This window comes from Halomonas sp. DP3Y7-2, from assembly GCF_019800795.1.
GTDB classification, from domain to species: Bacteria; Pseudomonadota; Gammaproteobacteria; order Pseudomonadales; family Halomonadaceae; genus Halomonas; species Halomonas litopenaei_A.
This window is the reverse complement of record NZ_JAHVKJ010000007.1, coordinates 472532-495571: the sequence shown is the minus strand read 5'-3', so window position 1 is coordinate 495571 and position 23040 is coordinate 472532. Positions and strand designations below refer to the sequence as shown.

At 64.0% G+C, this 23040-nt stretch carries 21 protein-coding genes; 3 read left to right on the top strand and 18 right to left on the bottom strand.

Features of this window, described 5'->3' with window-relative positions:
- Nucleotides 1–128 precede the first annotated feature (128 nt).
- From KUV45_RS09180 to nrdR, 8 genes are all read right to left on the bottom strand, one after another.
- A complete protein-coding gene (locus KUV45_RS09180) occupies nt 129–1385 on the bottom strand; it encodes a DUF945 family protein (RefSeq protein ID WP_206941150.1) in 1257 nt (418 codons plus the stop codon).
- A 48-nt stretch (nt 1386–1433) separates the two neighbouring features.
- A complete protein-coding gene (locus tag KUV45_RS09175; protein ID WP_206941153.1) occupies nt 1434–1907 on the bottom strand; it encodes a phosphatidylglycerophosphatase A in 474 nt (157 codons plus the stop codon).
- The gene (gene thiL, locus KUV45_RS09170) at nt 1904–2863 is read right to left on the bottom strand and encodes a thiamine-phosphate kinase (RefSeq protein WP_222162791.1); all 960 of its coding nucleotides are present in this window, start codon (nt 2861–2863) and stop codon (nt 1904–1906) included. Before thiL ends, KUV45_RS09175 begins: the two co-directional genes overlap by 4 nt.
- 12 nt (nt 2864–2875) lie before the next feature.
- A complete protein-coding gene (nusB, locus tag KUV45_RS09165; protein WP_206941158.1) occupies nt 2876–3376 on the bottom strand; it encodes a transcription antitermination factor NusB in 501 nt (166 codons plus the stop codon).
- The gene (gene ribE, locus KUV45_RS09160; protein WP_206941160.1) at nt 3373–3870 is read right to left on the bottom strand and encodes a 6,7-dimethyl-8-ribityllumazine synthase; all 498 of its coding nucleotides are present in this window, start codon (nt 3868–3870) and stop codon (nt 3373–3375) included. The genes nusB and ribE overlap by 4 nt, the downstream gene beginning before the upstream one ends.
- 105 nt (nt 3871–3975) lie before the next feature.
- Nucleotides 3976–5121 (bottom strand): bifunctional 3,4-dihydroxy-2-butanone-4-phosphate synthase/GTP cyclohydrolase II, encoded by a 1146-nt coding sequence (gene ribBA, locus KUV45_RS09155; RefSeq protein WP_206941162.1) that lies wholly within the window; start codon nt 5119–5121, stop codon nt 3976–3978.
- 231 nt (nt 5122–5352) lie between these two features.
- The gene (ribD, locus tag KUV45_RS09150) at nt 5353–6525 is read right to left on the bottom strand and encodes a bifunctional diaminohydroxyphosphoribosylaminopyrimidine deaminase/5-amino-6-(5-phosphoribosylamino)uracil reductase RibD (protein WP_206941164.1); all 1173 of its coding nucleotides are present in this window, start codon (nt 6523–6525) and stop codon (nt 5353–5355) included.
- On the bottom strand, nt 6522–7007 hold the full coding sequence (gene nrdR, locus KUV45_RS09145; protein WP_206941173.1) for a transcriptional regulator NrdR: 486 nt from the start codon (nt 7005–7007) through the stop codon (nt 6522–6524). Before nrdR ends, ribD begins: the two co-directional genes overlap by 4 nt.
- A 193-nt stretch (nt 7008–7200) precedes the next feature.
- On the opposite strand from nrdR, the gene KUV45_RS09140 reads away from it, so the two are divergent.
- Both KUV45_RS09140 and dsbG read left to right on the top strand, forming a co-directional pair.
- The gene (locus tag KUV45_RS09140) at nt 7201–8991 is read left to right on the top strand and encodes a sugar phosphorylase (protein WP_224851992.1); all 1791 of its coding nucleotides are present in this window, start codon (nt 7201–7203) and stop codon (nt 8989–8991) included.
- Between the two features lie 196 nt (nt 8992–9187).
- The gene (gene dsbG / locus KUV45_RS09135) at nt 9188–10093 is read left to right on the top strand and encodes a thiol:disulfide interchange protein DsbG (RefSeq protein WP_261315897.1); all 906 of its coding nucleotides are present in this window, start codon (nt 9188–9190) and stop codon (nt 10091–10093) included.
- A gap of 80 nt (nt 10094–10173) precedes the next feature.
- Here the strand turns inward: dsbG and KUV45_RS09130 are convergent, their stop codons facing one another.
- The 8 genes from KUV45_RS09130 to KUV45_RS09100 form a co-directional block, all read right to left on the bottom strand.
- Nucleotides 10174–11394 (bottom strand): glycosyl transferase, encoded by a 1221-nt coding sequence (locus KUV45_RS09130; protein WP_222162790.1) that lies wholly within the window; start codon nt 11392–11394, stop codon nt 10174–10176.
- Nucleotides 11391–12332 carry a mannosyl-3-phosphoglycerate phosphatase gene (locus KUV45_RS09125; RefSeq protein WP_222162789.1) on the bottom strand — a complete coding sequence of 314 codons (942 nt, stop codon included), beginning with the start codon at nt 12330–12332 and terminating at the stop codon, nt 11391–11393. The genes KUV45_RS09130 and KUV45_RS09125 overlap by 4 nt, the downstream gene beginning before the upstream one ends.
- Nucleotides 12333–12636: 304 nt before the next feature.
- On the bottom strand, nt 12637–13902 hold the full coding sequence (glyA, locus tag KUV45_RS09120) for a serine hydroxymethyltransferase (protein ID WP_222162788.1): 1266 nt from the start codon (nt 13900–13902) through the stop codon (nt 12637–12639).
- Nucleotides 13889–14017 (bottom strand): hypothetical protein, encoded by a 129-nt coding sequence (locus KUV45_RS20300; protein ID WP_261315895.1) that lies wholly within the window; start codon nt 14015–14017, stop codon nt 13889–13891. The genes glyA and KUV45_RS20300 overlap by 14 nt, the downstream gene beginning before the upstream one ends.
- Before the next feature lie 127 nt (nt 14018–14144).
- A complete protein-coding gene (locus KUV45_RS09115; protein ID WP_206941181.1) occupies nt 14145–15533 on the bottom strand; it encodes a hypothetical protein in 1389 nt (462 codons plus the stop codon).
- Nucleotides 15534–15812: 279 nt separating this feature from the next.
- On the bottom strand, nt 15813–17363 hold the full coding sequence (locus KUV45_RS09110) for a polyphosphate kinase (protein ID WP_222162787.1): 1551 nt from the start codon (nt 17361–17363) through the stop codon (nt 15813–15815).
- An 82-nt stretch (nt 17364–17445) separates the two neighbouring features.
- Nucleotides 17446–20022: an ABC transporter permease gene (locus KUV45_RS09105; RefSeq protein WP_222162911.1), complete on the bottom strand. Its 2577-nt coding sequence runs from the start codon at nt 20020–20022 to the stop codon at nt 17446–17448.
- An 80-nt stretch (nt 20023–20102) separates the two neighbouring features.
- Nucleotides 20103–20852: an ABC transporter ATP-binding protein gene (locus KUV45_RS09100; RefSeq protein ID WP_222162786.1), complete on the bottom strand. Its 750-nt coding sequence runs from the start codon at nt 20850–20852 to the stop codon at nt 20103–20105.
- 91 nt (nt 20853–20943) lie between these two features.
- Between KUV45_RS09100 and KUV45_RS09095 the strand changes: the two genes are divergently transcribed.
- Nucleotides 20944–21597 carry an arylesterase gene (locus KUV45_RS09095; protein ID WP_308126702.1) on the top strand — a complete coding sequence of 218 codons (654 nt, stop codon included), beginning with the start codon at nt 20944–20946 and terminating at the stop codon, nt 21595–21597.
- Nucleotides 21598–21659: 62 nt separating this feature from the next.
- On the opposite strand, the gene KUV45_RS09090 is transcribed toward KUV45_RS09095, so the two are convergent.
- The gene (locus KUV45_RS09090) at nt 21660–22553 is read right to left on the bottom strand and encodes a DMT family transporter (protein WP_222162785.1); all 894 of its coding nucleotides are present in this window, start codon (nt 22551–22553) and stop codon (nt 21660–21662) included.
- A 163-nt stretch (nt 22554–22716) separates the two neighbouring features.
- Nucleotides 22717–22986 (bottom strand): SelT/SelW/SelH family protein, encoded by a 270-nt coding sequence (locus KUV45_RS09085; protein ID WP_206941189.1) that lies wholly within the window; start codon nt 22984–22986, stop codon nt 22717–22719.
- Between the last annotated feature and the right edge of the window lie 54 nt (nt 22987–23040).

The window sequence follows — 23040 nt, the reverse complement described above, 5'->3', positions numbered from 1 at the left end:
TGAAGTTGGGGCCTTGCCCATATGCTACTCAGGAATGTGGGCGATCGACGCCAAGTTCAAGGCGTGGGGTGACAACCAAGCGCGTTAGTGCGTGCCGGTGCGACAACGCGGGGAGCCACCATCTGGCGTCAGCGGCCCAGCAGCGGCGGCAGCGGGCGTCCATTGATGCGCAGCTGGCCCTTGACCACATCGATGCCCAGCATCGACGTATCCAGCGGCAATCTCAGCCACAGCGCCACTACGGCAGGGGGTTCACGCCACTCGAAATCGCCGTCCAGGCGCTCCCGGAACTTGGCGCGCATCGAGGGATCATCCAGCGCCAGGGGACTCAACTGATCCAGCTCACGCGGATCAAACACGACAACGCCATCCCCATGCAGGCTCAGCCCGAGCATGGGGCTATCCAGATTGACGTCGACCAGGTCCAGTCGCGGGGAGTCCTTGAGCAGCTGAGCCAGCGCCCGATCCATGGCCGAATCCGCCGCGGCGTCGTCCAACGACACCGTGCCCAATGCCGTCTTGTGGCGCGCCAGCTCAACGACAGAGCGCAGCGCGTCGGCATTGATCCGGGACAGCTCGATGCTCAGCTCGCCATCCACCAGCATGTCGTTGCCGGAGCGAATTTCGCCAAGCGTCAGATTGCTCTTCAGCCTGAGTTCACTGTCATCCAACTGGGTGTCGGTCTGCAGCACGATCGAGGTGCCGTCCAGATTGACCTGCGGATGACGCAGGCTCAGCGCCTCGATGGTCAGACTGTCCTGCTGATTGAAGTGAAGCGCCCCTGGGGTGTAGGCATAGCGGCTCTGATACTGAAGCGGACCGACCTCGAGTCGGGCCTCACCATCACGCAACTGTACGGAATCGACGGTCATACGGGTTCGCCAGTCACCGTAGATGCCATCGAAGGCGATCCGCGCACCCGAGAAATGCAGCGAGCGGGGGCCGCTGCGAGGGGGCGACTGGCTGACAATGAAGGGCGCCAGCGCCAGCTCACCCTGGAGGGTACCGCCCAGGGTACGATAGTGGGCTTCCCAGCGCGGCGGGGCAGCGGGAATGGCATCGCCAAACAGCCGCTCGTCGGCCTCGCCGACATGCAGCTCCACAGTACCGATGACACTGGTATCGAGGACGCCGTGGCGCGCATCGTAGGGCAGCGACAGGTGCCAGGCGTGGCCGATGAGGGGGGCGATATGCAGTACGCCGGAAGAGCTCAGCCAGCCTTGCCGGACATCGCTGCGCGAGATGCGCAGGTCGCCCCTGGCTTCCAAGTCGGCCAGCGCACGCGCAAGCTCACGCTCGAACAGCAGGCTGGCGAGGTACTGAGCCACGGCCCAGGCCACCGCCAGCACCACCACTACGGGTACGATCCATCGTTCCTTGCGCATGTTCCTTCCTCTCAGCCAGCGAACGTCTTCCTCTGACGCACCGCTCGCTCAGTGCAACCAGAACCACAGGTGCATGGTGCACCAGGAGTAGACCCCCGCCAAGACGTCATCGACCATGATGCCAAAGCCGCCGGCAACACGCCGATCCGCCCAGCGAATCGGCCAGGGCTTGATGACGTCGAAGACCCGGAAGACAACAAAGCCCCACAGTGCCGCCTCCCATGAGAAGGGCACCGCCGCCATGGTCAACCAGTAGCCGACGAACTCATCCCAGACGATGCCGGAGTGGTCGTGGACACCCAGGTCGCGGGAGGTCTTGTCGCATAACCAGACGCCCCACACGAAGGTGATGGCGATCATCACCAGGTACCAACCGAGGGTCAGTTCTGACAATAGCCAGTAGAACGGAATGGCCGCCAGGGTGCCGAAGGTACCTGGAGCAAAGGGCGCCGCCCCACTGCCAAGCCCGAAGGCAAGAAAGTGGGTCGGCCGGTGCCAGACGCTAGCCGGTGCTTTGTTCACGATGTCCCTCCGTGGAAATGTTGCCAGCCAGCCCTGGATGGGATCTTCACGCCCTGTATGCCCGGCGTCTCGGTCAAATGACCGATCGGCGTCAGCTCGATGCCCAGAGCCAGCAGCGCAGCCTTCGCCTGGGCGACCCGTGACGGGGGCAAGGAGACCAGCAACTCATAGTCATCCCCGCCGCATAGCGCCGCCTCAATGGCGGCATCCTGGCCCAGCCTCGCGGCCAGACCGTCGGCCAGAGGCAGCGACGCGCTGTCCAGGACAGCACCGACGCCCGAGGCGCTGAGCACGTGATCCAGGTCAGCCAGCAAGCCATCGGACACGTCGATGGCCGCATTCGCCAACCCGCGCAGGACTTCACCGGCCTGCCAGCGCGCTTCGGGCAGCAAGTAACGCTTCAGCAGAGGCTGCTCCATATCTCGCGCTCCGCCTTGCCATGCGGCAAGACCGCCGGCGCCTCCGCCGAGGGCTCCGGTCACCGCCAGCACGTCACCGGCCTTGGCCCCATCACGGCGCAGTGCCTGCCCGGTCGGCACCTCGCCCATGACGGTGACACTGATGGCGCGCTGACCGCGGGTCACATCTCCGCCGACCAGCGCCATACCGGCGCTATCGCACACAGCATGGAAGCCACGAGCGAATTCTGCCACCCAGTCGTCGTTGGCGTCAGGCAGGGTCAATGCCATCAGACACCAGCGTGGTCTGGCGCCCATGGCCGCCAGATCACTGAGACTGACAGCCACGGCTCGATGCCCCAGCGCAGCGGCGGGCGCACCAGGCGGAAAGTGCTGCCCCTCGACCGACGTGTCGACGCTGACCACCAGCTCATGGCCCGGGGTGGGCTGCATCAGGCTGGCATCGTCACCGACGCCCAGGCTTACGCCGAACGCGTCAGCAGCCCCGCGTCTCGCCGGTGCCAGCCAGCGCTGGATGAGTTCGAATTCTCCGTACATCAGCAGCGACCTTCAGCGGCGACGGGCACTGACCTCGGCACTTCTCAGCTTGATCGCCAGCTTGTCGAGAATGCTGTTGATGTACTTGTGCCCATCCGTCGCACCGAACGACTTGGCCAGCTCGACCCCTTCGTTGATGACCGCACGGTACGGCACTTCCAGGCGCCGTGACAGCTCGTAGGCACCGAGACGCAAGATGGCCAGCTCGATCGGATCGATGTCCTCGAGACGACGGTCGAGCAAGGGAGCGATGTCCGCGTCGAGCTCCTTGCGATAGCGAGCGACGTTGTGCAGCAGCTCATGGAACAGCGCCAGGTCGGCGATTTCCATCACCTTGAGCCAGTTCTCATGGGTTTCCAGGTCATCATCCGGCACCTGGCTGCGGAACTCGGCTTCCACCGCGCTGATCGATTTCTCGGTCATCTGCCACTGGTAGAGTCCCTGCACCGCCAGCTCGCGGGCGGCACGACGGGATTGCTGAGCCTTGGTCGGCGCACGCTGTTCACGGCTCATGCGGAGGTCTCCTCGCCATCGTCACCAAAGTGGCGCAGCAGGGAGACCATTTCCATGGCGGCCATGGCCGCTTCGGTTCCCTTGTTGCCTGCCTTGGTACCGGCACGCTCGATGGCCTGCTCGATGGAGTTCACGGTCAGCACGCCATTCGCCACCGGCGTGTCAAAGTCGAGCTGAAGACGCGACAGGGCCGAGTTGCACTCGCCGGCCACGTGCTCGAAGTGAGGCGTGCCACCGCGGATGACGGCGCCCAGGGCGATCACCGCGTCGGGCTTGGCCACCTGCAACACCCGCTTGACGGCCAGAGGCAGTTCCCAGGCGCCAGGAACATGAACGATATCGATCATCTCCATGTCCACGCCATGGCGCACCAGGCTGTCCACAGCGCCTTCCACCAGAGAGTCCACCACATGGTGGTTGAAGCGGCCCACGACGATCACGTAGCGGCCCTGAACCTCGACAAAGCTGCCTTCGACTTGGGAGATAGGTTGCATCTTGAAATTTCCTGAATTCGCCGGCACCTGGCCGGCAGTCGGGGATAATCCCCTAATGGATAGCCGAATCCCCAGGTGATGCCTTGGGGCATCGCCTGGGAATCATCATGCGTCTAGATCAGTGGGCGACACGATGTCCACCACTTCCAGGTCAAAGCCTGACAGCGCCGAAAACTTCCAGGGGGAGCTAAGCAGGCGCATCTTGCCCACTCCAAGCTCGCGCAGGACCTGGGAGCCGGTGCCGATGGTCAGGTAGTTGCCCGACCCGTCCGACTCACTGCCGCGGGCAGTGCGGCGGCGCTCGAGAAAGACCTGCAGCAGGTCGTTGAGGTCCTGGCGGGAGCGCATGTCATCGAGTAGCACAAACACGCCGTGCTCGGCTCGCGCCACCTCTTCCAGGGCCTGATGCGCACGCCAGGATGCTTCTTCACCCTTGACCAGGCACATCAGGTCACGCATCTCGTTGGCCAGATGGACGCGCACCGTGGTCACGCCATCCGGTGTCGGGTGTCCCTTGACCAGCGCCAGATGGTGCACCTTGTGGATGCGGTCGGCAAAGACGTGGGCCGTCAGCTCGCCATAGGCAGTGCTGACCGGCAACCGCTCTACCTCCTCCACCGTCTGCTCGTTATGGATGCGGTAGTGGATCAGGTCGGCGATGGTGCCCATCTTGATGCCATGGGTCTCGGCAAAGCGCTCGAGCTCCGGCCGGCGGGCCATGGTGCCATCTTCGTTCATGATTTCACAGATCACACCGCTGGGGTCGCACCCGGCAAGCGCCGCCAGATCACAGGCCGCCTCGGTGTGGCCGGCACGCCGCAGCACGCCACCCGGCTCCGCCATCAGCGGAAAGATATGGCCCGGCTGAACGATATCCTCGGGGCGCGCATTGCGAGCGCTGGCCGCCTGCACGGTGCGTGCGCGATCCGCTGCAGAGATGCCGGTGCTGACGCCCTCGGCGGCCTCGATGGACAGGGTGAACTTGGTGCCGTAACCAGAACCGTTATCCTGCACCATCAGCGGAAGCTTGAGCTGCTCGCAACGCTCGCGGGTCATCGGCATGCAGATCAGGCCGCGAGCGTGAACCGCCATGAAATTGATATGGCTGGCCTCCACCTTCTCGGCCGCCATGATGATGTCACCTTCGTTTTCCCGATCCTCATCATCCATCAAGATGACCATGCGGCCTTGACGGATATCCTCGACGAGTTCGGCAATAGGGGCCAGGCCCCCGCTGGAAGACTGCGACATGTGTGCTCCCTGGATCTGAAGTGGCCACACGGCGACGGCGGCCAGAAACGGCCGTCAGGGTACCGTGGGACGCGCCTGGGCGCCAGTGGCGGCGAATGAGAGGGTATGCGGAGAACCACGTATCCACGCGGGCACCTGCACCCGGCCCCGTATCAGGGCGCTAGAATAATCAGGGCTCTAGGTCATCAGGGCTCTAGGTTATCAGGGCTCTGTCATTACCAGGGCGTTAGCTCAGCGCCCTGTGCAGGCAGGCAGCGCGGGGCGAGCCAAAATTCGCCAGTCCTGGCCCAAGGCGCGAATATCGATGATCTCGAGCGGTCGCTGATGAGCCATCTGGTCAATCCCGCTCAACGACATCAGTCCACGAGCCTCGGGTCCAAGCAGCGTCGGCGCCATGTAGAGGCGCAGCTCATCCACCAGACAGGCATCCATCATGGCACCGGCAAGGGTCGCACCGGTTTCGACCAGCAGCTCGTTGCATCCTTCTTCACGCCCCAGCCAGTCGAGCAGCGTCGGCAGATCTACGCGACCGTCCTCGCCGGCCGGCATTTCCAGTACTCGGGCCCCGCTGCGCTCCAGCGCTTCCCGGCGAGGAGATTCGACGCCTTCGACGCAGACCACCAGGGTCTGACCGGGCTCGCTCAGACAGGCAGCCGCCAACGGCATGCGCAGACGCGAATCGACCACCACGCGCAGCGGCTGGCGACGGGCAATGGTGTCAGCCTGATCGAGCCCCAGTTGCTCGGCTCGCACCGTCAGTCGCGAGTTATCGAAGATGATGGAGTCGACGCCAGTCAGAATCGCGCAGCTCTGGGCACGCAGGCGCTGCACATCGCGGCGTGCCGCAGGGCCGGTGATCCACTGGGACTCGCCGGAGGCCATGGCGGTACGCCCATCGAGGCTCATGGCCAGCTTCAGGCGCACCCGCGGGCGCCCCTTGGTCATGCGCGATACGAAGCCCGCATTCAAGGTCAGCGCATCGTCCTCAAGACAACCGACCAGCACCTCGATACCTGCCTCACGCAGCCTCTGGATGCCGCGCCCAGCGACCTGTGGGTTGGGGTCCTGCATGGCCACCACGACCCGGGCGACGCCCGCCTGGATCAAGGCATCGCAGCAGGGGCCGGTGCGACCATGATGAGAGCATGGCTCCAGCGTCACATAGGCGGTTGCGCCACGGGAGCGCTCACCGGCGCCGTTCAGCGCATGGATTTCCGCATGGGGCTCACCGGCACGCTCATGAAAGCCCTCGGCCAGCCACTCGCCGTCCTTGACCAGCACGCAACCGACACGCGGATTCGGCATGCTGGTGTAGCGGCCATGCTCAGCCAGGCGAAGCGCTCTCGCCATCCAGTGGGCATCATGGCCAGGGGCTGACGCCGGAGGTGCATCGTCGCGGCTCATGACGGCTCCTCATTGTCGGGGGTGAAGTTCGGCTCCTGAGCCAACCGGTCAATCTCGGCACGAAACTCGTCGATGTCCTGAAATCTGCGGTACACCGAGGCGAAGCGAATGTAAGCCACCTGGTCCAGGCGCTTGAGCGCGTTCATCACTTCCTCACCCACGACCCGCGCTTGGACCTCACGCTCCCCTCGGGCCCTCAGGTTCTGGCGTATGCGCTCCACCGCCGCTTCGATGGATTCCGCACTGACCGGGCGTTTTTCCAGAGCCCTCAGCATGCCCGCTCGCAGCTTGCTCTCGTCAAACACCTCACGGGAGCCATCGGCCTTGACGATCCGCGGCATCACCAGTTCGGCGGTCTCATAGGTAGTGAAGCGCTCCCCGCATCCCGCGCACTGCCGACGTCGACGCACCTGGTCGCCTTCGGCAACCAGCCGGGAATCGGTCACACGAGTCTCTTGAGCGCCACAGAAAGGGCAATGCATAGCGGGCAGTCCGGCAGGAGAAAATGTCGCCATAGTGTAACGGTTGCGGCCTTTTTCGCCCAGCGCAACCGTCCGCCAAGCCCTTTGCGCGATGCCAGTTGGCACGCCCTGTGCTTGATGTTGTGCATTATCCTGCCAATAAGACGTCGGGCACAGGCGCAACCTCCCGCCTCGCCCGCCCAAGGAGGACGCCATGGCCCCACCCCTCACAGCGATGGACGCAGACCGCTTCCAGCAGCATGCCAAAGCCTTGCTGACACCTCTGTATGGAGAACGTAGCGAGGAAGTGCTGCGCCGCCTGCTGCGCCTGATCGAAGCGCAGGGCGCCCGTCTTTCGCACCGTCATGGTGCAAGAAACGAACTGTGGAGTGAAAAGGATCAATGGCTGATTCTGTACGGTGATTCGCTGATCGATGAGCACGAATCACGCTCGGACAGCGGTCAGGAGACGTCGCCCAAACCTCCCCTGGCCGTGCTCGATGACTTTCTTCACAGCCGACTGGCTGGCGTGTTCAGCGGGGTTCACGTGCTGCCCTTCTTTCCCTGGAGCAGCGACGATGGCTTCTCGGTCATTCACTACCGCGAGGTCGACCCGGCCCTGGGCGAGTGGCGAGACATCAGGCGGCTGGCCAGCCGCCACGACCTGATGGTGGATCTAGTCTTGAATCATGTCTCAAGGGAGTCGCTGTGGTTTGCCGACTACCTGGGCGGCAACCTGCCCGGTCGCGACTACTTCATCGAGATGGACCCGGAAACGGATCTCAGCGACGTCGTCCGGCCACGCAGTTCTCCACTGCTGGTGCCGGTCAGTACCCGTCGGGGGGTACGCCATCTGTGGGCCACCTTCTCGGAGGACCAGATCGACCTGAACTTTGCCAACCCCGACGTGCTGATCGAATTCATCGGCATACTGCTGTTCTATCTTCAGCAGGGCGCGCGGATCGTGCGCCTGGACGCCGTCGCCTTCCTGTGGAAACGGCCCGGCACCCGTTGCATTCACCTTCCCGAAACCCACGCTGTGGTGCGTCTGCTTCGCGCCATCGTCGATCATGTGGCTCCCGGCACCTTGATCATCACCGAGACCAACGTGCCTCACGCCGAGAACATCAGCTACTTTGGCCTGGAGCGTGAGCACACACCACCGGATGAAGCCCATCTGGTCTATCAGTTCCCGCTGCCCCCACTGCTGCTGCATACCCTGACCAGCGGTGAGGCCGGCACCATCGCCCGTTGGCTGAACACGCTGCCCGAGCTTCCAGAGGGCTGCAGCTATCTCAACTTCACCGCCAGCCACGACGGCATCGGGGTACGACCGCTGGAAGGCTGGCTCGAGCAACACGAAATCGATGCTCTGGTTGGCTTGATGCAGCGCTTCGGCGGCTTTGTCAGCATGCGCCGCCAGAGCGACGGCAGTGACAGTCCCTACGAACTGAACATCACCTGGTTCGATGCCATGAGCGGCACCCGCCGAGGCCCCGACCCCTGGCAGGTCGAGCGCTTCTTGTTGAGTCAGCACCTGATGCTGGTCCTGAAGGGCATACCCGGGGTCTACATTCACTGTCTGACGGCTACCCAGAATGACCATGATGGCGTCGAGCGCAGCGGGCGCCTGCGCTCCATCAACCGCAAGCGCTGGCAGCGCCAGGAACTGGGGATGCTGCTTGACAGCCGGCACACGCCGACCCGTGAGGTATTCGTAGCCCTCACGCGTCGCCTTGAACTGCGCCGCCGAGAGCCTTGCTTCCACCCCGACGCCGCTCAGACGGTGGTGCCAACCGCGCCACAATTGCTGGCCATTCAGCGTGGGCCGATTGCCAGCGGCCGTCGCCTGCTGGCGATCCATAATGTTACCGACCGCCCGCAACCTCTGGCCATGGCGGAACTCGAACGTCCTGGCTGGGAGGACCTGCTGGAGGGCGGCGAATGGCGCCATTGCGATACCCTGGCGCCCTATCGCTCTCTATGGCTGGTGCGTCATGATTGAGCGTTCAGGAAACACTGCATCACTGCCTGCACCAACGATTCGCTGCGTTGCGCGCCCCTCGAACGCCTCACCTGTAGCGCAAAGGCTCCGGCGTCTGCGCTGCAGGCGCCTGGCGCTGCTCGGCTGATGACTGCAGCGTTTCCTTTATCCGTAACCCCACCAACCGGGCCGGCCACCGAACTGACCTCTCATCCTGTTGTCCCAGCTGGTGTCACAGCACTGGCCGCCCTACCACCGGGATGATCAGGTCACCTCTGCGCGCCCCTCCGACAACGACATGCGAGCCCGAACACCGATGAGTCAGGACACCCCCCGCCGCCCCGATGCCCCATCGCGCCCGCGTTACCCGCGATCCTTCATGACCCTTGCTGCGGTGGCCTTCGGTCTGCTGCCGCTATCCAGCGTCGAAGCCAAGGATTACCCCGCGCCTATCGAGGCCCTAGAGAAAGAAGGCCTGGAAGTGCATGGAGAATTTGATGCCCCTGGAGGCCTGGAGGGCTACGCTGCCAGCCACCGAGGCCAGCCCATGACAATCTTCGTGACTGCCGATGGCGAGCACGCCATTGTCGGCAACCTGATTGACGGTGAGGCCAACAACCTGTCGGAAGAGCCGCTGGAGCGACTGGTGCAAGGACCTCAGGATGAAGCGGTGTGGCAGGACCTGGCTGACAGCGCCTGGATCGCTGATGGCGACCCGGACGCGCCGCGCACGGTGTACGTCTTCACCGATCCCAACTGCCCATACTGCACCCGCCTGTGGCAGATGACCCGCCCCTTCGTGGAGAGCGGAGAGGTCCAGCTACGCCACGTCATGGTGGGCATACTGGATCCAGCGAGCCCACGCCAGGCGGTCACCATGCTGGCCGCGGACGACCCCTCTGCCGCCCTGGCCGCTCACGAAGGGGGTGATCCGATTACGCCGATGCGCCAGCTACCCCGCGACCTGGAACAGCGTCTACAGAGCAATCATGAGCTGTTCCGAGGCTTCGGCATGGTGGCCACCCCAGGCATGGTCTATCGCCATGATGGCAAGGTCGAAATGACTCAGGGACTGCCGGGACAGGCCCTGTTCGAGACCATCATGGGAAGCGCCAGCCCTTGAGGGGCTGGCACCAAAGCGGATCAGCTCTGTCATCACCGGGGCCTTGCCATGGCGAGGCCCCGTGACAGTCACTCTCCCTCCTAGACATCTCCGGCGTTGTCGGCTTCCACCGCCTGATAAAGGCGCTGTGGAAGATCCGGCAGCGCCGCTCTTACCCTGTTCCAACTGGGAATGAAGGGCTTCTCCCGGGGGTTGTCGAGGAAAGCATTTCCCGCCTCGATCAGATTCGCCGCAAACAGCTCTACGGCCTGCTCTTCGGCGTGGCGATCGAGACTCAGGCCATTCATGGTGGCATCGTGGTCGTAGGACTCGATCAAATCCAGAGCGAGTCGGTAGTAGGTCGCCTTCAGCGTGCGAAAACCCTCGGAGGAGAACCCCACCCCCTGCGTTGCCAGCTTGCGATACAGCGCCTTGGCAATATCCAGACTCATGCGGTTGAGCCCCGCACTGGCATCATCGGCAGAGACCGGCTGATGCTTATGATCGTAGACATCGGCAATGTCGACCTGACACAGACGGTTGGTCGAATGGTCACGGTGCACCTCGGACAGCACCCCGATCTCCAGTCCCCAGTCGGCGGGTATGCGCAGGTTGTCGAGCACCTCCGTGCGCATGGAAAACTCGCCTGACAGCGGGTAGCGATAGCTATCGAGATAGTCCAGATAAGGCAGCGGCCCGTGCATGATCTTCAGCGCCCGCAGCAGCGGCGTGACCAGTAGCCGGGACACCCGTCCGTTCAGCTTGCCTTCGGCGATGCGCGAGTAGTAGCCCTTGCAGAACGCGTAGTTGAAGCGTGGATGCGCCACGGGGTACATCAGTCTGGCCAGCAGCGAGCGGTCGTAGGTCAGAATATCGCAATCGTGCAGTCCCACCGCTGCTGTGCGCCCCGATGCCTGGACATAGCCCGCACAGAACCAGACGTTGCGCCCCTTGCCCGGCTGCTGTGGGGCAAGCCCCTCGGCAGACAGGTCGGCGTCGAGCTCGCGCAGGCGAGGTCCATCATTCCACAGGATGCGGTGGTGCTGGGGCAGGCGGGAGAAGAATTCCCGAGCACGCAGAAACTGATCGCGGTCGGCACGATCCAGGCCGATGACAATCTCGGACAAGTAGTCGGCACTCGACAAGGTCTCGACGATCGCATCCAGTGCCGGCCCTTCCAGTTCAGAATAGAGCGACGGCAGGATCAGCCCCAGCGGCCGCTGTCTGGCGAACTGCTCAAGGTCCGCCTCAAGCTCTTCGGCAGAACGACGCGTCAGGTTGTGAAAATCGGTAATGATGCCGTTCTGATGGAAATCGCTCATGCGTCGTCCTCTTTTCCGCCAAGATGGTGATGCTGATCGTCTGTCTGCACGCCCTGGTCTCCCCTGGCCGCTGCCTCGAGGGCCTGAGGGTTCGCTCCCCAGCAATGGGCTACCCCTTCGGCCCAGCCCCGTGGCCCCATCGCTTCACTGCGGTAGAGGTTTGGCTGATCCGGCCGGACATCCAGACCATGCTGGCCGCGAATGACCACCGCGGCGTCGGTTGCCTCCAGCATGGCCACGTCATTGGGGCCGTCGCCCAGGGACAGGGTGGTCGGTCGCTTGCCCTTCAACGCTTCGTAGCGCGCACACAGCCAACGCACCGCCTGGCCCTTGTCTGTGTCCCCCAGCACATGCCAGAAGCGTCCGCCACGGGTCATGCGCAGGCCATCGCCTGCCAGACCTTCGCGAAAGCGTTGCAACAGCGCATCGTCGTCCTCCCACAGCAGCGGCTCGCTGCCTTCGCGCAGGCGCGCCAGGCGTGCCTCCTGTTCATCCAGGCCGGTGAACGCCACGACGTCCTCCAACGCCATTTCACTCATGGTCAGAAAGCGCGCCGACAGACGCTCCCGCCAGATCGCCACGCGCCGACGAATCAGTCCGATATCGACACCCAGGGTGCGAATGACCAGGCCATCGGGGCCCACTGGCCCCTCGCGCCTGGCATGGCACCAGCTTTCGGGCAGGGCGATGACCGCTCCGTTCTCGGCAATAAAGGGCTGATCAGCAAGTCCCAGCGCCTGGCGCAAGCCAAGCAGCTCACTGCGCGTCTTGCTGGTCACCGGAATCACCCCGACACCGGCCTTGCGCAGCGTCTCGAGCCACGGCTGGGCAGGCGCCCAATCGTAGTCATGGTGGTCAAGTAGAGAGCCATCCAGATCGGTAAACAGAAGGCGGGGTTCAGCGCTGTCGCCCAGGCAGGGCGTGGCAGTGGCGTGCATGGCAGGGCCTTCGCATCAAAAGAGTTCACCTTGACTCATAGCAAGGGGTACGCCACCGCGTTAAGGAAGATAAATAAAACAGTCACATGCAAAAACATGTGCACAACGAAGCATCCACCGAGGTCAGGACAGGTGCACACCCAGGCACCAACATGGTGCAGCAGCAGCCGGCAGGCTTGGCCAGCCCCTGGATGAGCCTGCCGCCAGCATAAAAATGCCCCCACGAGCAGGGCTCATGGGGGCATTCCGTCGTGCAGGCTACGTCATCAGGCTACTGTTCCTGATGGTGCTTACCCTGCCGCTATCAGGCGTAGACCGGAAGACGAGCGCAGACTGCCTCGACCTTGGCTTTCACGTCCGCTTCAACGGCTTCGCTGGACTCACCGCTGGCCATGACGTCGAGAATGTCGCAGATCCAGCCGGCCAGGTCGCCGCACTCGGCCTCGCCAAAGCCGCGAGTGGTCACCGCCGGGGTGCCGATACGCAGGCCAGAGGTCACGAACGGGCTCTGGGGATCGCCAGGCACGGCGTTCTTGTTGACCGTGATATGAGCGCGACCCAGAGCGGCATCCGCATCCTTGCCGGTCAGGCCTTGCTTGATCAGGGAGAGCAGGAACAGGTGATCTTCGGTGCCACCGGACACCACATCGTAGCCGCGCTCGATAAACACCTTGGCCATCACCTGGGCGTTCTTGACCACCTGCTGCTGGTAGGTCTTGAACTCGGGCGCCATGGCTTCCTTGAAGCAGAGCGCCTTGGCCGCGATCACGTGCTCGAGCGGCCCACCCTGGCCACCAGGGAAGACGGCGGACTGCAGCTTCTTCTCGATGTCGGCATCGTTCTCGGCGGACAGAATCAGGCCACCGCGGGGTCCGCGCAGCGTCTTGTGGGTAGTCGTGGTGACCACATGGGCGTGGGGCAGCGGAGTCGGGTAGACACCCGCCGCCACCAGACCCGCCACGTGGGCCATGTCGACCAGCAGGTAGGCGCCCACTTCGTCAGCGATCTTGCGGAACTGAGCCCAGTCGATGATCTGGGAGTAGGCAGAGAAGCCTGCGATGATCATCTTCGGCTGGTGCTCGCGGGCCAGACGTGCCACTTCCTCGTAGTCGATACGTCCGGACTCGTCGATGCCGTACTGGACGGCATTGTAATGCTTGCCGGAGAAGTTGGGACGTGCGCCGTGGGTCAGGTGGCCCCCAGCGTCCAGGCTCATGCCGAGGACGGTATCACCCGGCTTGACCAGCGCCTGGAAGACCGCGCCGTTGGCCTGGGAGCCGGAGTGCGGCTGAACGTTGGCGTAGCTGGCACCAAACAGCTCCTTGGCGTAGTCGATGGCCAGCTGCTCGACAATGTCGACGTACTCGCAGCCACCGTAGTAGCGCTTGCCGGGATAGCCTTCCGCGTACTTGTTGGTCAGCTGGCTACCCTGAGCCTCCATCACGCGGGGGCTGGCATAGTTCTCGGAGGCGATCAGTTCGATGTGGGCTTCCTGACGAGCCACTTCCTTTTGCATGGCATCGAACAGGGCATCATCGAAACCGGCAATCTGCATATCACGGCTGAACATCGGCGGCATAACCTCGCGGCAGGGGAAAGACGACAGAGAATCGTATAAATCGGGCCGCCATAATAGCGCAGCCCATGACCGCTTTCACATGAAAGACCGTCATGAGCTGTTCCATGATTTCTCATCTTGGGGTTAGTTTTACTGAACCACGCCTGAACAGGCCGGTTATTTGTACGCCGACGACGTGGCCGCCGTCGGCGCAGCGACTCATCCTTCCCTTGCGATGCGCCGCTTTACCGCGATTACTCCACCGTGACCTGCATCGACAGCGCGTCCGGCAGACCCATCGGGTCTTCCTTGGCCAGTTTCTGAATATGCTGGCTGGGCGGAAGCTCGGTGGTGATCTGCATGCTGCTGGCTTCGCCCGCCATCATCTTGACGATACCGCTGAGCACCGCCCCGATCTGGGGCCCCATCATGATGCCGAAGCCTTCCGCCTGGGTCCGGAACTGCTCAAGCAGCGCGTCCTCCGAGACTCCCTGGGTCGCCGCGATCACCGGGGCAATCCGTCCGAAGACGCCGAGATCGCCGATATCGAGCGACACATCGCCGCCCTGCAGATCCAGCTCGGTCCAGTCGTTCAGGCCCGCGAAATAGGTCGCGGGGTCCTGGCCCTTGGGAAGATTGACGGGCAGGTCGCTATCGAAACCGATACGCAGGGCGTCACGGGCCGTCATGGTAAAGCGACTGGCCACCTGGCCATTGGATCCCTGTGCTTCCCAGGTGCCGTCCATGTCGGCATCCAGGGTCAACTGCCCGGTGCCTCCGGTCAGCACATTGGCGACCATGCGCAGCTGGGTGCGCTCATCCGCCGGCGCCAGCTCGATCATCTTCGCCAGGTCCAGGGCCAGTCCTTCCATGCGACCGCTGTAGGCCCCATCCGTCATGTCGCCATCCGCCACCAGGCTGGCCAAGGAGGCCACCACACGATCGGAATCCAGCGAGAAGTCGGACAGCTCAAGCGCGTCGACGGTCGGCGAATCGCCTTCCATTCCCTTCAAGCCGGTCAGGCTCAGCGACGGCAGGGCAAAGGTCCCGGTGCCCAGGTCTTCGTCCCCCTGGAACGCCCCCGTCAGGCCCGACAGCACCAGACTACCGATGGCATCCTGGCTGAGTTCAGTCGCTTCCAGGCTGTCGATATTGATCTGTCCGGGAAACTCGCCCCAGGGCAGGTCCGCGCCCACCGATCCTTCGCTCTGGTCCATGACCAGGCCTTCCAGACGTAGCCCCGCCAGGGGATTGTCCTGGCCCCAGGGCAGTTCACGCAGGTCCAGAACCGCCTGACCGGGCTCCTCGAAGCTTAACCGGGTGAGGGTCATGCTCGCGCCACGGTCAATCAGTTCCACCTCTTCCAGCACGACTTCGTCGGGCGACTCGTAGTCACCTTCGACCAGATAGCGAGCAACACTGAGCCGCTCTCCATCAGGGCCCGTCAACACCAGATCCTCGGCGCTGGTGGTGCTGCCGAAGAGTTCATCGGACACGTCACCGATCTCCAGCGTGCCCTCGCCTCCCAGCATCGTCTTAAGGTCCGCCTCAAGACGCTCGGCATCGGCCTGCGCCATACCGGACCCCAGCGCCAGCAGCAGCGCAAGTGGCGCCCCATGGCGCGGTTGAATCAGATACTTCATCGAGGTTCACCTCCCCTGTGAATTCGGTTATCAGCCTTTCAGCCATCTCAACAATTGGCTGTCGCAACGTCTGTGTCGTCCGACCGGTCCATCCGTCCGGTCGCCAGCAAGATGGGCCTGAGTGAATCACTGTAGCCTGTCGTCATGACCGCCGACAGCCTTGTTATGACGCCAACCCTGACGCCACACTGCTATCACACCACTCTTACACCTCTCGACGACACCTCTCGACCGACTCAGGCACCGTCGCTGTGGTACCCGGTAGACCCGAAGGGATAATCATGCCAAGGGCAGCCTGGCGGCAAGCCGCCGACTGACTTCCTGGATCACCTCCAGCCGCGCCCTGCGCTTGTCATTGGCGTCGATCAGCGTCCACTCGGCACCGGGCACATGAGTCTGGCTGAACATCTCGTCGATCGCCTGCTGGTAATCGTCCCACCGCTCGCGGTTACGCCAGTCCTCATCGGTCAACTTGTGGCGCTTGTGGGGCGTGGCGGCGCGAGCCTCGAAGCGGGCCAGTTGCTCATCCTTGTCGATGGCAAGGAACAGCTTGACCACTACCGCCCCGTGCTCCAGCAGACGCGCCTCGAACTGGCGTATTTCTTCGTAGCCTCTACGCCAGTCATCTTCCACGGCCAGGCCCTCCACCCGCTCGACCAGCACGCGGCCGTACCAGGAGCGGTCGAACACCGCGACCCTGCCATCCCTGGGGAGTCGCTGCCAGAAGCGCCATTGCCAGGGATGCAGCAACTCTTCCTCGGTCGGTGCCGCGATCTGGTGCACCTGATAGAGCCGGGCATCCAGGGCAGACGTCAGGCGGTGAATGCCACCGCCCTTGCCCGCCGCATCGTGGCCTTCAAACATGACCACCAGCGGGACTCGCTGGCGCGCGGCGCTGCGGGCCAGTTCCGCCAGGCGGGCCTGAGACTCGGACAGGCGTTCAACATAGTCGCGCTTCTTTAGCCGCGCAGGTGCTTCTCGCTGCACCAGCGCCGCCAGGGAGGGAGGCTGAACCGCCTCCAGCGCCGGTGATGGCTCCACTTCCAGGGCGGGAGGAGGCGTTGTCATGACGTTCTCGAGAAGCTTGGCCACCTGGGGCAGCAGCGAGCCGCCAGAACTGGCATCCAGCTCTATCCAGGGGCTGTGGCGGCGGTGGGTGCGCTTGCGCAGGTCCCGCGCCAATTCATCCAGCAGCCCGTGCTGAGCATGTCGCCGCCACTTGTCTTCGGTGACCTGCCAGCGAGTGGCCGGGTCTGCCGCCAGCATCTCGAGCCGTCGGCGTTGACTCTCGGCGTCGATCTGCAGCCACAGCTTGACCAGCTGCACCCCATCGGCCGCGAGCTCGGCTTCGAACTGGCGCATCTGCTCGATACGGTCACTGTAAGCGCCTTCGCCCAGCGCCCTGGAAGCCCGCGCGAGGACCGCGTCGCCAACCCAGCCGTGCACGAACACTCCCAGCCGTCCGCGCGTCGGCAGGCGATGCCAGAAGCGCCACCAGTAGGGACGACAGCGCTCCTCGTCTCCTGGCGCCAGGGCGTGCACCTCCGTCAGCCGGTTCTCCAGCCAGTGGTTGAGCTGATTGATCAGCTCGCCCTTGCCGGTCGCCGCATGTCCCGCAACCAGTACTAACACCGCCCGATCCGCCTGCTGAGCCAGGGTCAGTTGCGCAGACAGCAGGCCGAAGCGCAGCCGCTCTTCGGCCGACATCTTGTTGCTGGCCTGTCGTTTGTCCGGCTTGGCGCGCTTGCGCTTTACGCTCGCCCCTGAAGCGCTCTGCATACCATCGCCACTGGCTCCCTTCTCGGTCGTTCCCTGCGCAGACTTGCCCATGTTCACTCCTTCGCGGCGGTCGCGACCGCTGCGCTGATGTCGCTTGCCCAGGAACCACTGTGCGCCCTGCCCTGCTCGACAGCTACTCAGCGCTTCCCAACAGCCCAAGGCTTGCCGCAGGCGCTTGGCGCCGCAGGCCTCGAGACAACAGGTGCCCTACCGCCCCCAGGATCAACGCGCCAGACAACGGCACCACCAACCAGATCCATAGATGAAAGCGGGGAGGAAGGTCCAACCACAGCAGGTATAACGCCGCAGTGGCGACCTCGGCCAGCAGTGCGGCCATCAGTCCACTGGCCAAGCCCAGAACGGCAAACTCGGACCACTGCACGCGGTCCAGCAGCCGTCGTCCCGCGCCAAACACGCGCAGTAGTCCACTTTCGTGGGCCCTTACCGGCTGACTGGCAATCAGAGCGGCATAGAGCACGCTAACCCCCGCCAGCAGCACGAACGCCAATACCACCTCGACGGCGCGAGTCACCTGTCCCAGCACGTCGCGCACCTGGCCCAGCAGCGCATCCACATCCAGCAAGGTCACGCCGGGAAAGGACGCCACCAGCTGCCCCAGGTCAGCCTTGCGATCCGCCTCCAGATAGAAGGCGGTGATGAAGCTGTGTCCGAAACGCTCCAGCACTCCCGGCGGGAAGATCACATAGAAGTTGGGCTTGAAGCTGTCCCAATCGAGATCACGAAGGCTGGTGATTTCTCCGACCAGGGTGTCGGCCCCGATACTGAAGCTGAGTCGATCCCCAAGCGTTAGCCCCAGGCGCTCTGCCAGCTCACGTTCCACAGAAATGGGGGCTGTCACTGTCTCGGGAGACGACGCGGCTGGCTCCGCGTCCACCTGCGACAGCCAGTCATCTGCGTTGGCTGACGCGGCGAACCACTCACCAGCCACCAGCCGATTGCCGCTTGGCAGTGACGCTCGCCAGGTCAGGTTAAGCTCCCGGCGCAGCGCATTCTCTCCCTGAGCGTCGGCGGGGACGGCCTGCCGCGGGGGCTCGCCATTGATCGCCGTGATTCTTCCTCTGACCATGGGATAGAGGTCACTGGTGGTCTGGGCAATATCACCAAGCTGTCGTTCGAAGGCATCTCGCTCGGTCGGCTGGATATTGATCGCAAAGTGGTTGGGCGTGTCGTCGGGCAGTTGGGCCTGCCAGGTGGTCAGCAGATCCCCTCGCACCAGAGCAATCATGGTCATGGCAAAGAAGGTGACCGCGAAGGCGAGCATCTGTCCAAGACTCGCGGTGCGGCGACGGGCCAGCTGGCGGGCGCCGAGACGCAGGGCATTGGCGACGCTGTCAGGTCGGCCATGTTGCCACCGGGAGACGAGCTTCAGCACTCCGTCAAGTATCAGCCCGGCCAGCCCCCACAGCAGCGCCAGTGCCAGCATTCCGCCCACCAGCAGTCCTGCCGCCAGTCCCAGACTGCCAGAATACAGCCACAGCAATCCGCCAAAGGCCAGCGCTGCCGCCCCCAGCAGGGTCCAGCCGGAGGCCGGCAAGGGGTCAAGCTCACGCCGCAGGACCTTGAGTGCACTGACACGCTTCAATCGCAGCAGCGTCGGCCCGGCGAAGCCCGCCAGCACCGCGACGGCGGTCAAGATGCCAAGCCATAGCGGCAAGATGCCAGGAGGCGGCAGCTCCAGCGGCAGAAAGCGTTGCATCAAGGCGAGTAGCGCCGCCTGGCCTGCCAACCCCAACGCTGCTCCCAACGTACTGGCGACAACAGCCAAGCCCGCCAGCTGCAGCGCAAAGACACGGGTCAGGTCCTGCTGCGACGCGCCGAAGCAGCGCAGCAACGCGGCGGTATCCAGGTGTCGGTCCACATAGCGACGGGTTGCCATGGCAACCGCCACGCCAGCCAGCAGGACAGCAGCAAGGCCGGCCAGGCTGAGGTAGGTCTCCGCCCGCTCCAGGGCCGAGCCAAGACGCGGTCGATCCACACGCACATCGCGCACCTCGACACCTTCGGCGCGAAGCTGCGCCAGCCAACCGGACAGGGAGGCCACTGCATCAGGCGAACCGGCCGCCAGCATTTCGTACTCGATACGTGAGCCTGGCTGAATCAGGCCGGTGGACTCGACGTCATCGACGTGCATCATCACCCGGGGATTGAAACTGCCGAACCCGGCGGACTGGTCGGCCTCGCGTTCGATCCAGCCAGATACGCGAAAGCTCCCCTGCCCCAGGTCCAGCTGATCGCCAAGTTCGATATCGAGCAGGGTTTCGAGCCTGGGGGCCAGCCACACCTCTCCTGGAGCCGGGCCCGTGGTCAGTTCCTCGGTACCCTGGCCCAGGTCGACCCGTGACGCCCCGTAGAGGGGGTAATCCTGATCAACGGCCTTGATACTGACGGGTTGAAAGGCACCGTCACGACTGGCCATGGAGACCAGGTCGACCTGGTCGCTCAGCGTCATTCCTGCCGTTTCGAGGCGCTGACGCACCTCAGCGGTAAAGGGATCGGACTGCTCCAGCACCACGTCCCCGCCCATCATCTGGCTGGCCTGGCGGGTCAGGCCTCGCTCGAGACGATCGAGAAAGAAGCCCATCATGGTGGAGGCAGCCACCGCCAGGGTGAGTGCCACCAGCAGCGCGCGCACGTCCCCGGCCCGCAGATCACGCCGCAGCGAGCGCAGTGCCATCAGACACTGCCGCATGAACACCCGGGCATGACGGCTTCCCATCCCCTCGGCGGCTGACGCCGATGCTGTGCTGCTTGGCTGGTGGGAGCCTGCGCTCATGACGACACCTCCGCGGCGGGACCCAGCTGCGACAGGGGCATGTCGACCAGCTTGCCGGAGGCCAGCTGCAGGCAGCGATCGCAGCGCCGTGCCAGGGCATGGTCATGGGTGACCAGCACCAGCGTGGTTCGCTCGGAACGGTTGAGCTCAAACAGGGTCTGAATGATGCGCTCCCCGGTCTCGGGGTCCAGATTTCCCGTGGGCTCGTCCGCAAAGACCAGCTCGGGCCCAGTCACAAAGGCGCGCGCCAGGGCGACACGCTGCTGCTCGCCACCGGACAGCTGCTTGGGCAGGTGAGCAAGCCGCTCACCCAGGCCAACCCGCTCGAGCCACTGGCGGGCACGCTGCTCGGGGCGATCCAGCGGGGTTAGCTCGGTAGGCAGCAACACGTTTTCCAGCGCGGTCAGGGTCGGCAACAGCTGAAAGTTCTGGAACACGAAACCGACCCGGCCGTTGCGCAGCGCCGCTCGGCCGTCTTCATCGAGCGCGGTCAGTGACGTACCGAACATGTCGAGCTCGCCAGCACTGGGCGTATCGAGACCGGCGAGCAGCGCCAGCAGCGTCGACTTGCCGGCACCGCTTTGCCCGAGAATGGCCAGGCTTTCCCCGGACTGTACCTCAAGCTCCAGGTCGCGCAGGATAGTCAGTTCGCGACTGCCGCTGGCGACATGCTTGGACAGGCCACGCGCCAGAAGGACCGGAGCAGCAGCAGAGTTGACGGATTCACACGTGGGAGACAGCGACATGGTGATAGCAATTCCTCGGACGATGGCAAGAATAGGAGCGTCGTTCGCCGGCTCTTGCGTGAGGGCCACCAGGCGTAGGTGGCTGCCGGTCTTGTCGGGACTTGTGCTGGCGCTGCCCCTGTCGGGGGCACTATGGGCCCAGTCTGACACAGCACCACCGACTCTGCTGGTGGTCGGCGACAGCCTTAGCGCCGCCTACGGCATAGAGCGCGAACAAGGCTGGGTGGCCTTGCTGGCACAACGCCTCGATCAGCGCGCCGATGTCGTCAATGCCAGTATCAGCGGCGAGACCACCAGCGGTGGCGCCACGCGTCTGCCCGAACTTCTGCGACAGCATGACCCGGATTTGGTTCTGCTGGAGCTGGGCGGCAACGACGGCCTGCGAGGCCTGCCCCCGGCCCAGATGTCCGCCAATCTCGAGAGCATGATTGAACGTAGCCAACAGTCTGGGGCCGAGGTCCTGCTGCTGGGTATCGACATTCCCCCCAACTACGGTGATGCCTATCGTGAGGCCTTTACCGGTGTGTTCAGAGAGCTGTCGCAGCGTCATCAGGTGCCTCTGGTCCCATTCCTGCTCGAGGGGGTGGCGCTGACACCGGAACTGATGCAGGACGACGGCATTCACCCCACCGCAGAGGCGCAGCCCATCATGCTCGACAACGTCTGGCCGGCCCTGTCACCGTTGCTGGATGGCGCCGCCACGACCAGCGAAGCGGGAGACCCGGCGTCAGCGGAGACCTCATAGGCCAGTCCGGCATCAACGCCAGCGCAGGCGAATCGCTGCCTTGCCTCATTCGCTGTCTTGCCTCACTCATTGGCAGTAGCGACCGCTGGCGCCTTCTGCCACTGCTGCAGGCCGAGCCCTCCCAGAATCAGCACCAGCCCCAACAGGGTCGACGCCTGGATAGGCTCTCCGACCACCAGGTACAGCAGCATCAGCGATACCGGCGGCGACAGAAAGATCAAGTTGGACACCTTGGCCGTGCGCGAGACCCGCTGTATGGCCGCCTGCCACAGGACGAAGGCAATCCCCATCTCGAACAGGCCCACGTAGATGCCGGCGGCGAAGGACACCGTGCCATGCCATTCCATCCCTGGTCCCAGCACCAGCAGCACGGTCAGCACCGGCACCCCAACACTGAAGTTCTGCCATTGCGCCACCAGCGGAGGACGCTGATCGCGAGCATTGAGCAGCCAGTAAAGGGCCCAGAGCAGGGTTGAGGCCAGCGCCAGCGCGACCCCCAGGGGGTCGGCAAAATCCACATTGAATACCTGGCCGCGGGTGGCAATCACCCACACGCCGGCGTAGGCCACGAGTCCGGCTACCATGTCCATGCGGGTCAGGCGCTGCTTGAGGATCGGCACCGCCAGCAGCGCCATGGCCAGCGCCCAGGTGTAGTTGAGCGCCATGGCTTCCTGGCCGGGCAGTCGGTCATAGGCGGCGAACAGCACCAGGTAATAGGCCACCGGGTTCATCAGTCCTGCCCAAAGCGCCGTCTTCCAGCCCCTCTTCAGCGCGTGGCGAAGCTGACCGCGATAGATCACCAGCCCCCCCATCAGCGCCCAGGACACCAGCGCCGCCAGCCACATCAATTCCAGCGGGCTCATGTGCGTCAGGGCCAGCTTGAAGGCAGTGGCCACGGTGGACCACAGCGCTACGGCGCCCAGCCCAAAGGCCATCGCCTGTCGATCAGAAGTCATTGCAGTTCCTTGCATCATGGCGCAGCAGTGGCAGCGACAGCGGGGCTACGCAAGATCACACGCGAGACCACACGCGGACCACGCTGATCGCACTGCATTCACAGCAGCAGGCCGGTTTCCCATGGCCTTCGGTGATTAGGCGGGGCGCACCCGCGCCCCCCTGCTAGCGGTCGATATGTCCCAGGTCGCGCCCTGGGGCGATGGCATCCCGAACACGCTGTTTCAGCGACTTGATATCCGGGAAGCCGCCATCTTGCTTGCGCTCCCAGATTACCTCGTCATCAACATGGATCTCGAACTGCCCCCCATGAGACGGCACCAGGGTGACTTCTGCCAACTCCTCGCCAAAGGTGGACAACAACTCCTGAGCGTACCAGCCGCTACGCAAAAGCCACTGACATTGCGTACAGTAGATAATTCGGATTCGTGCCAAGTTCAGTCTCCCTGTTCAAGCACGTGGATACCTTTAGCATCTTATCAGCCAGGA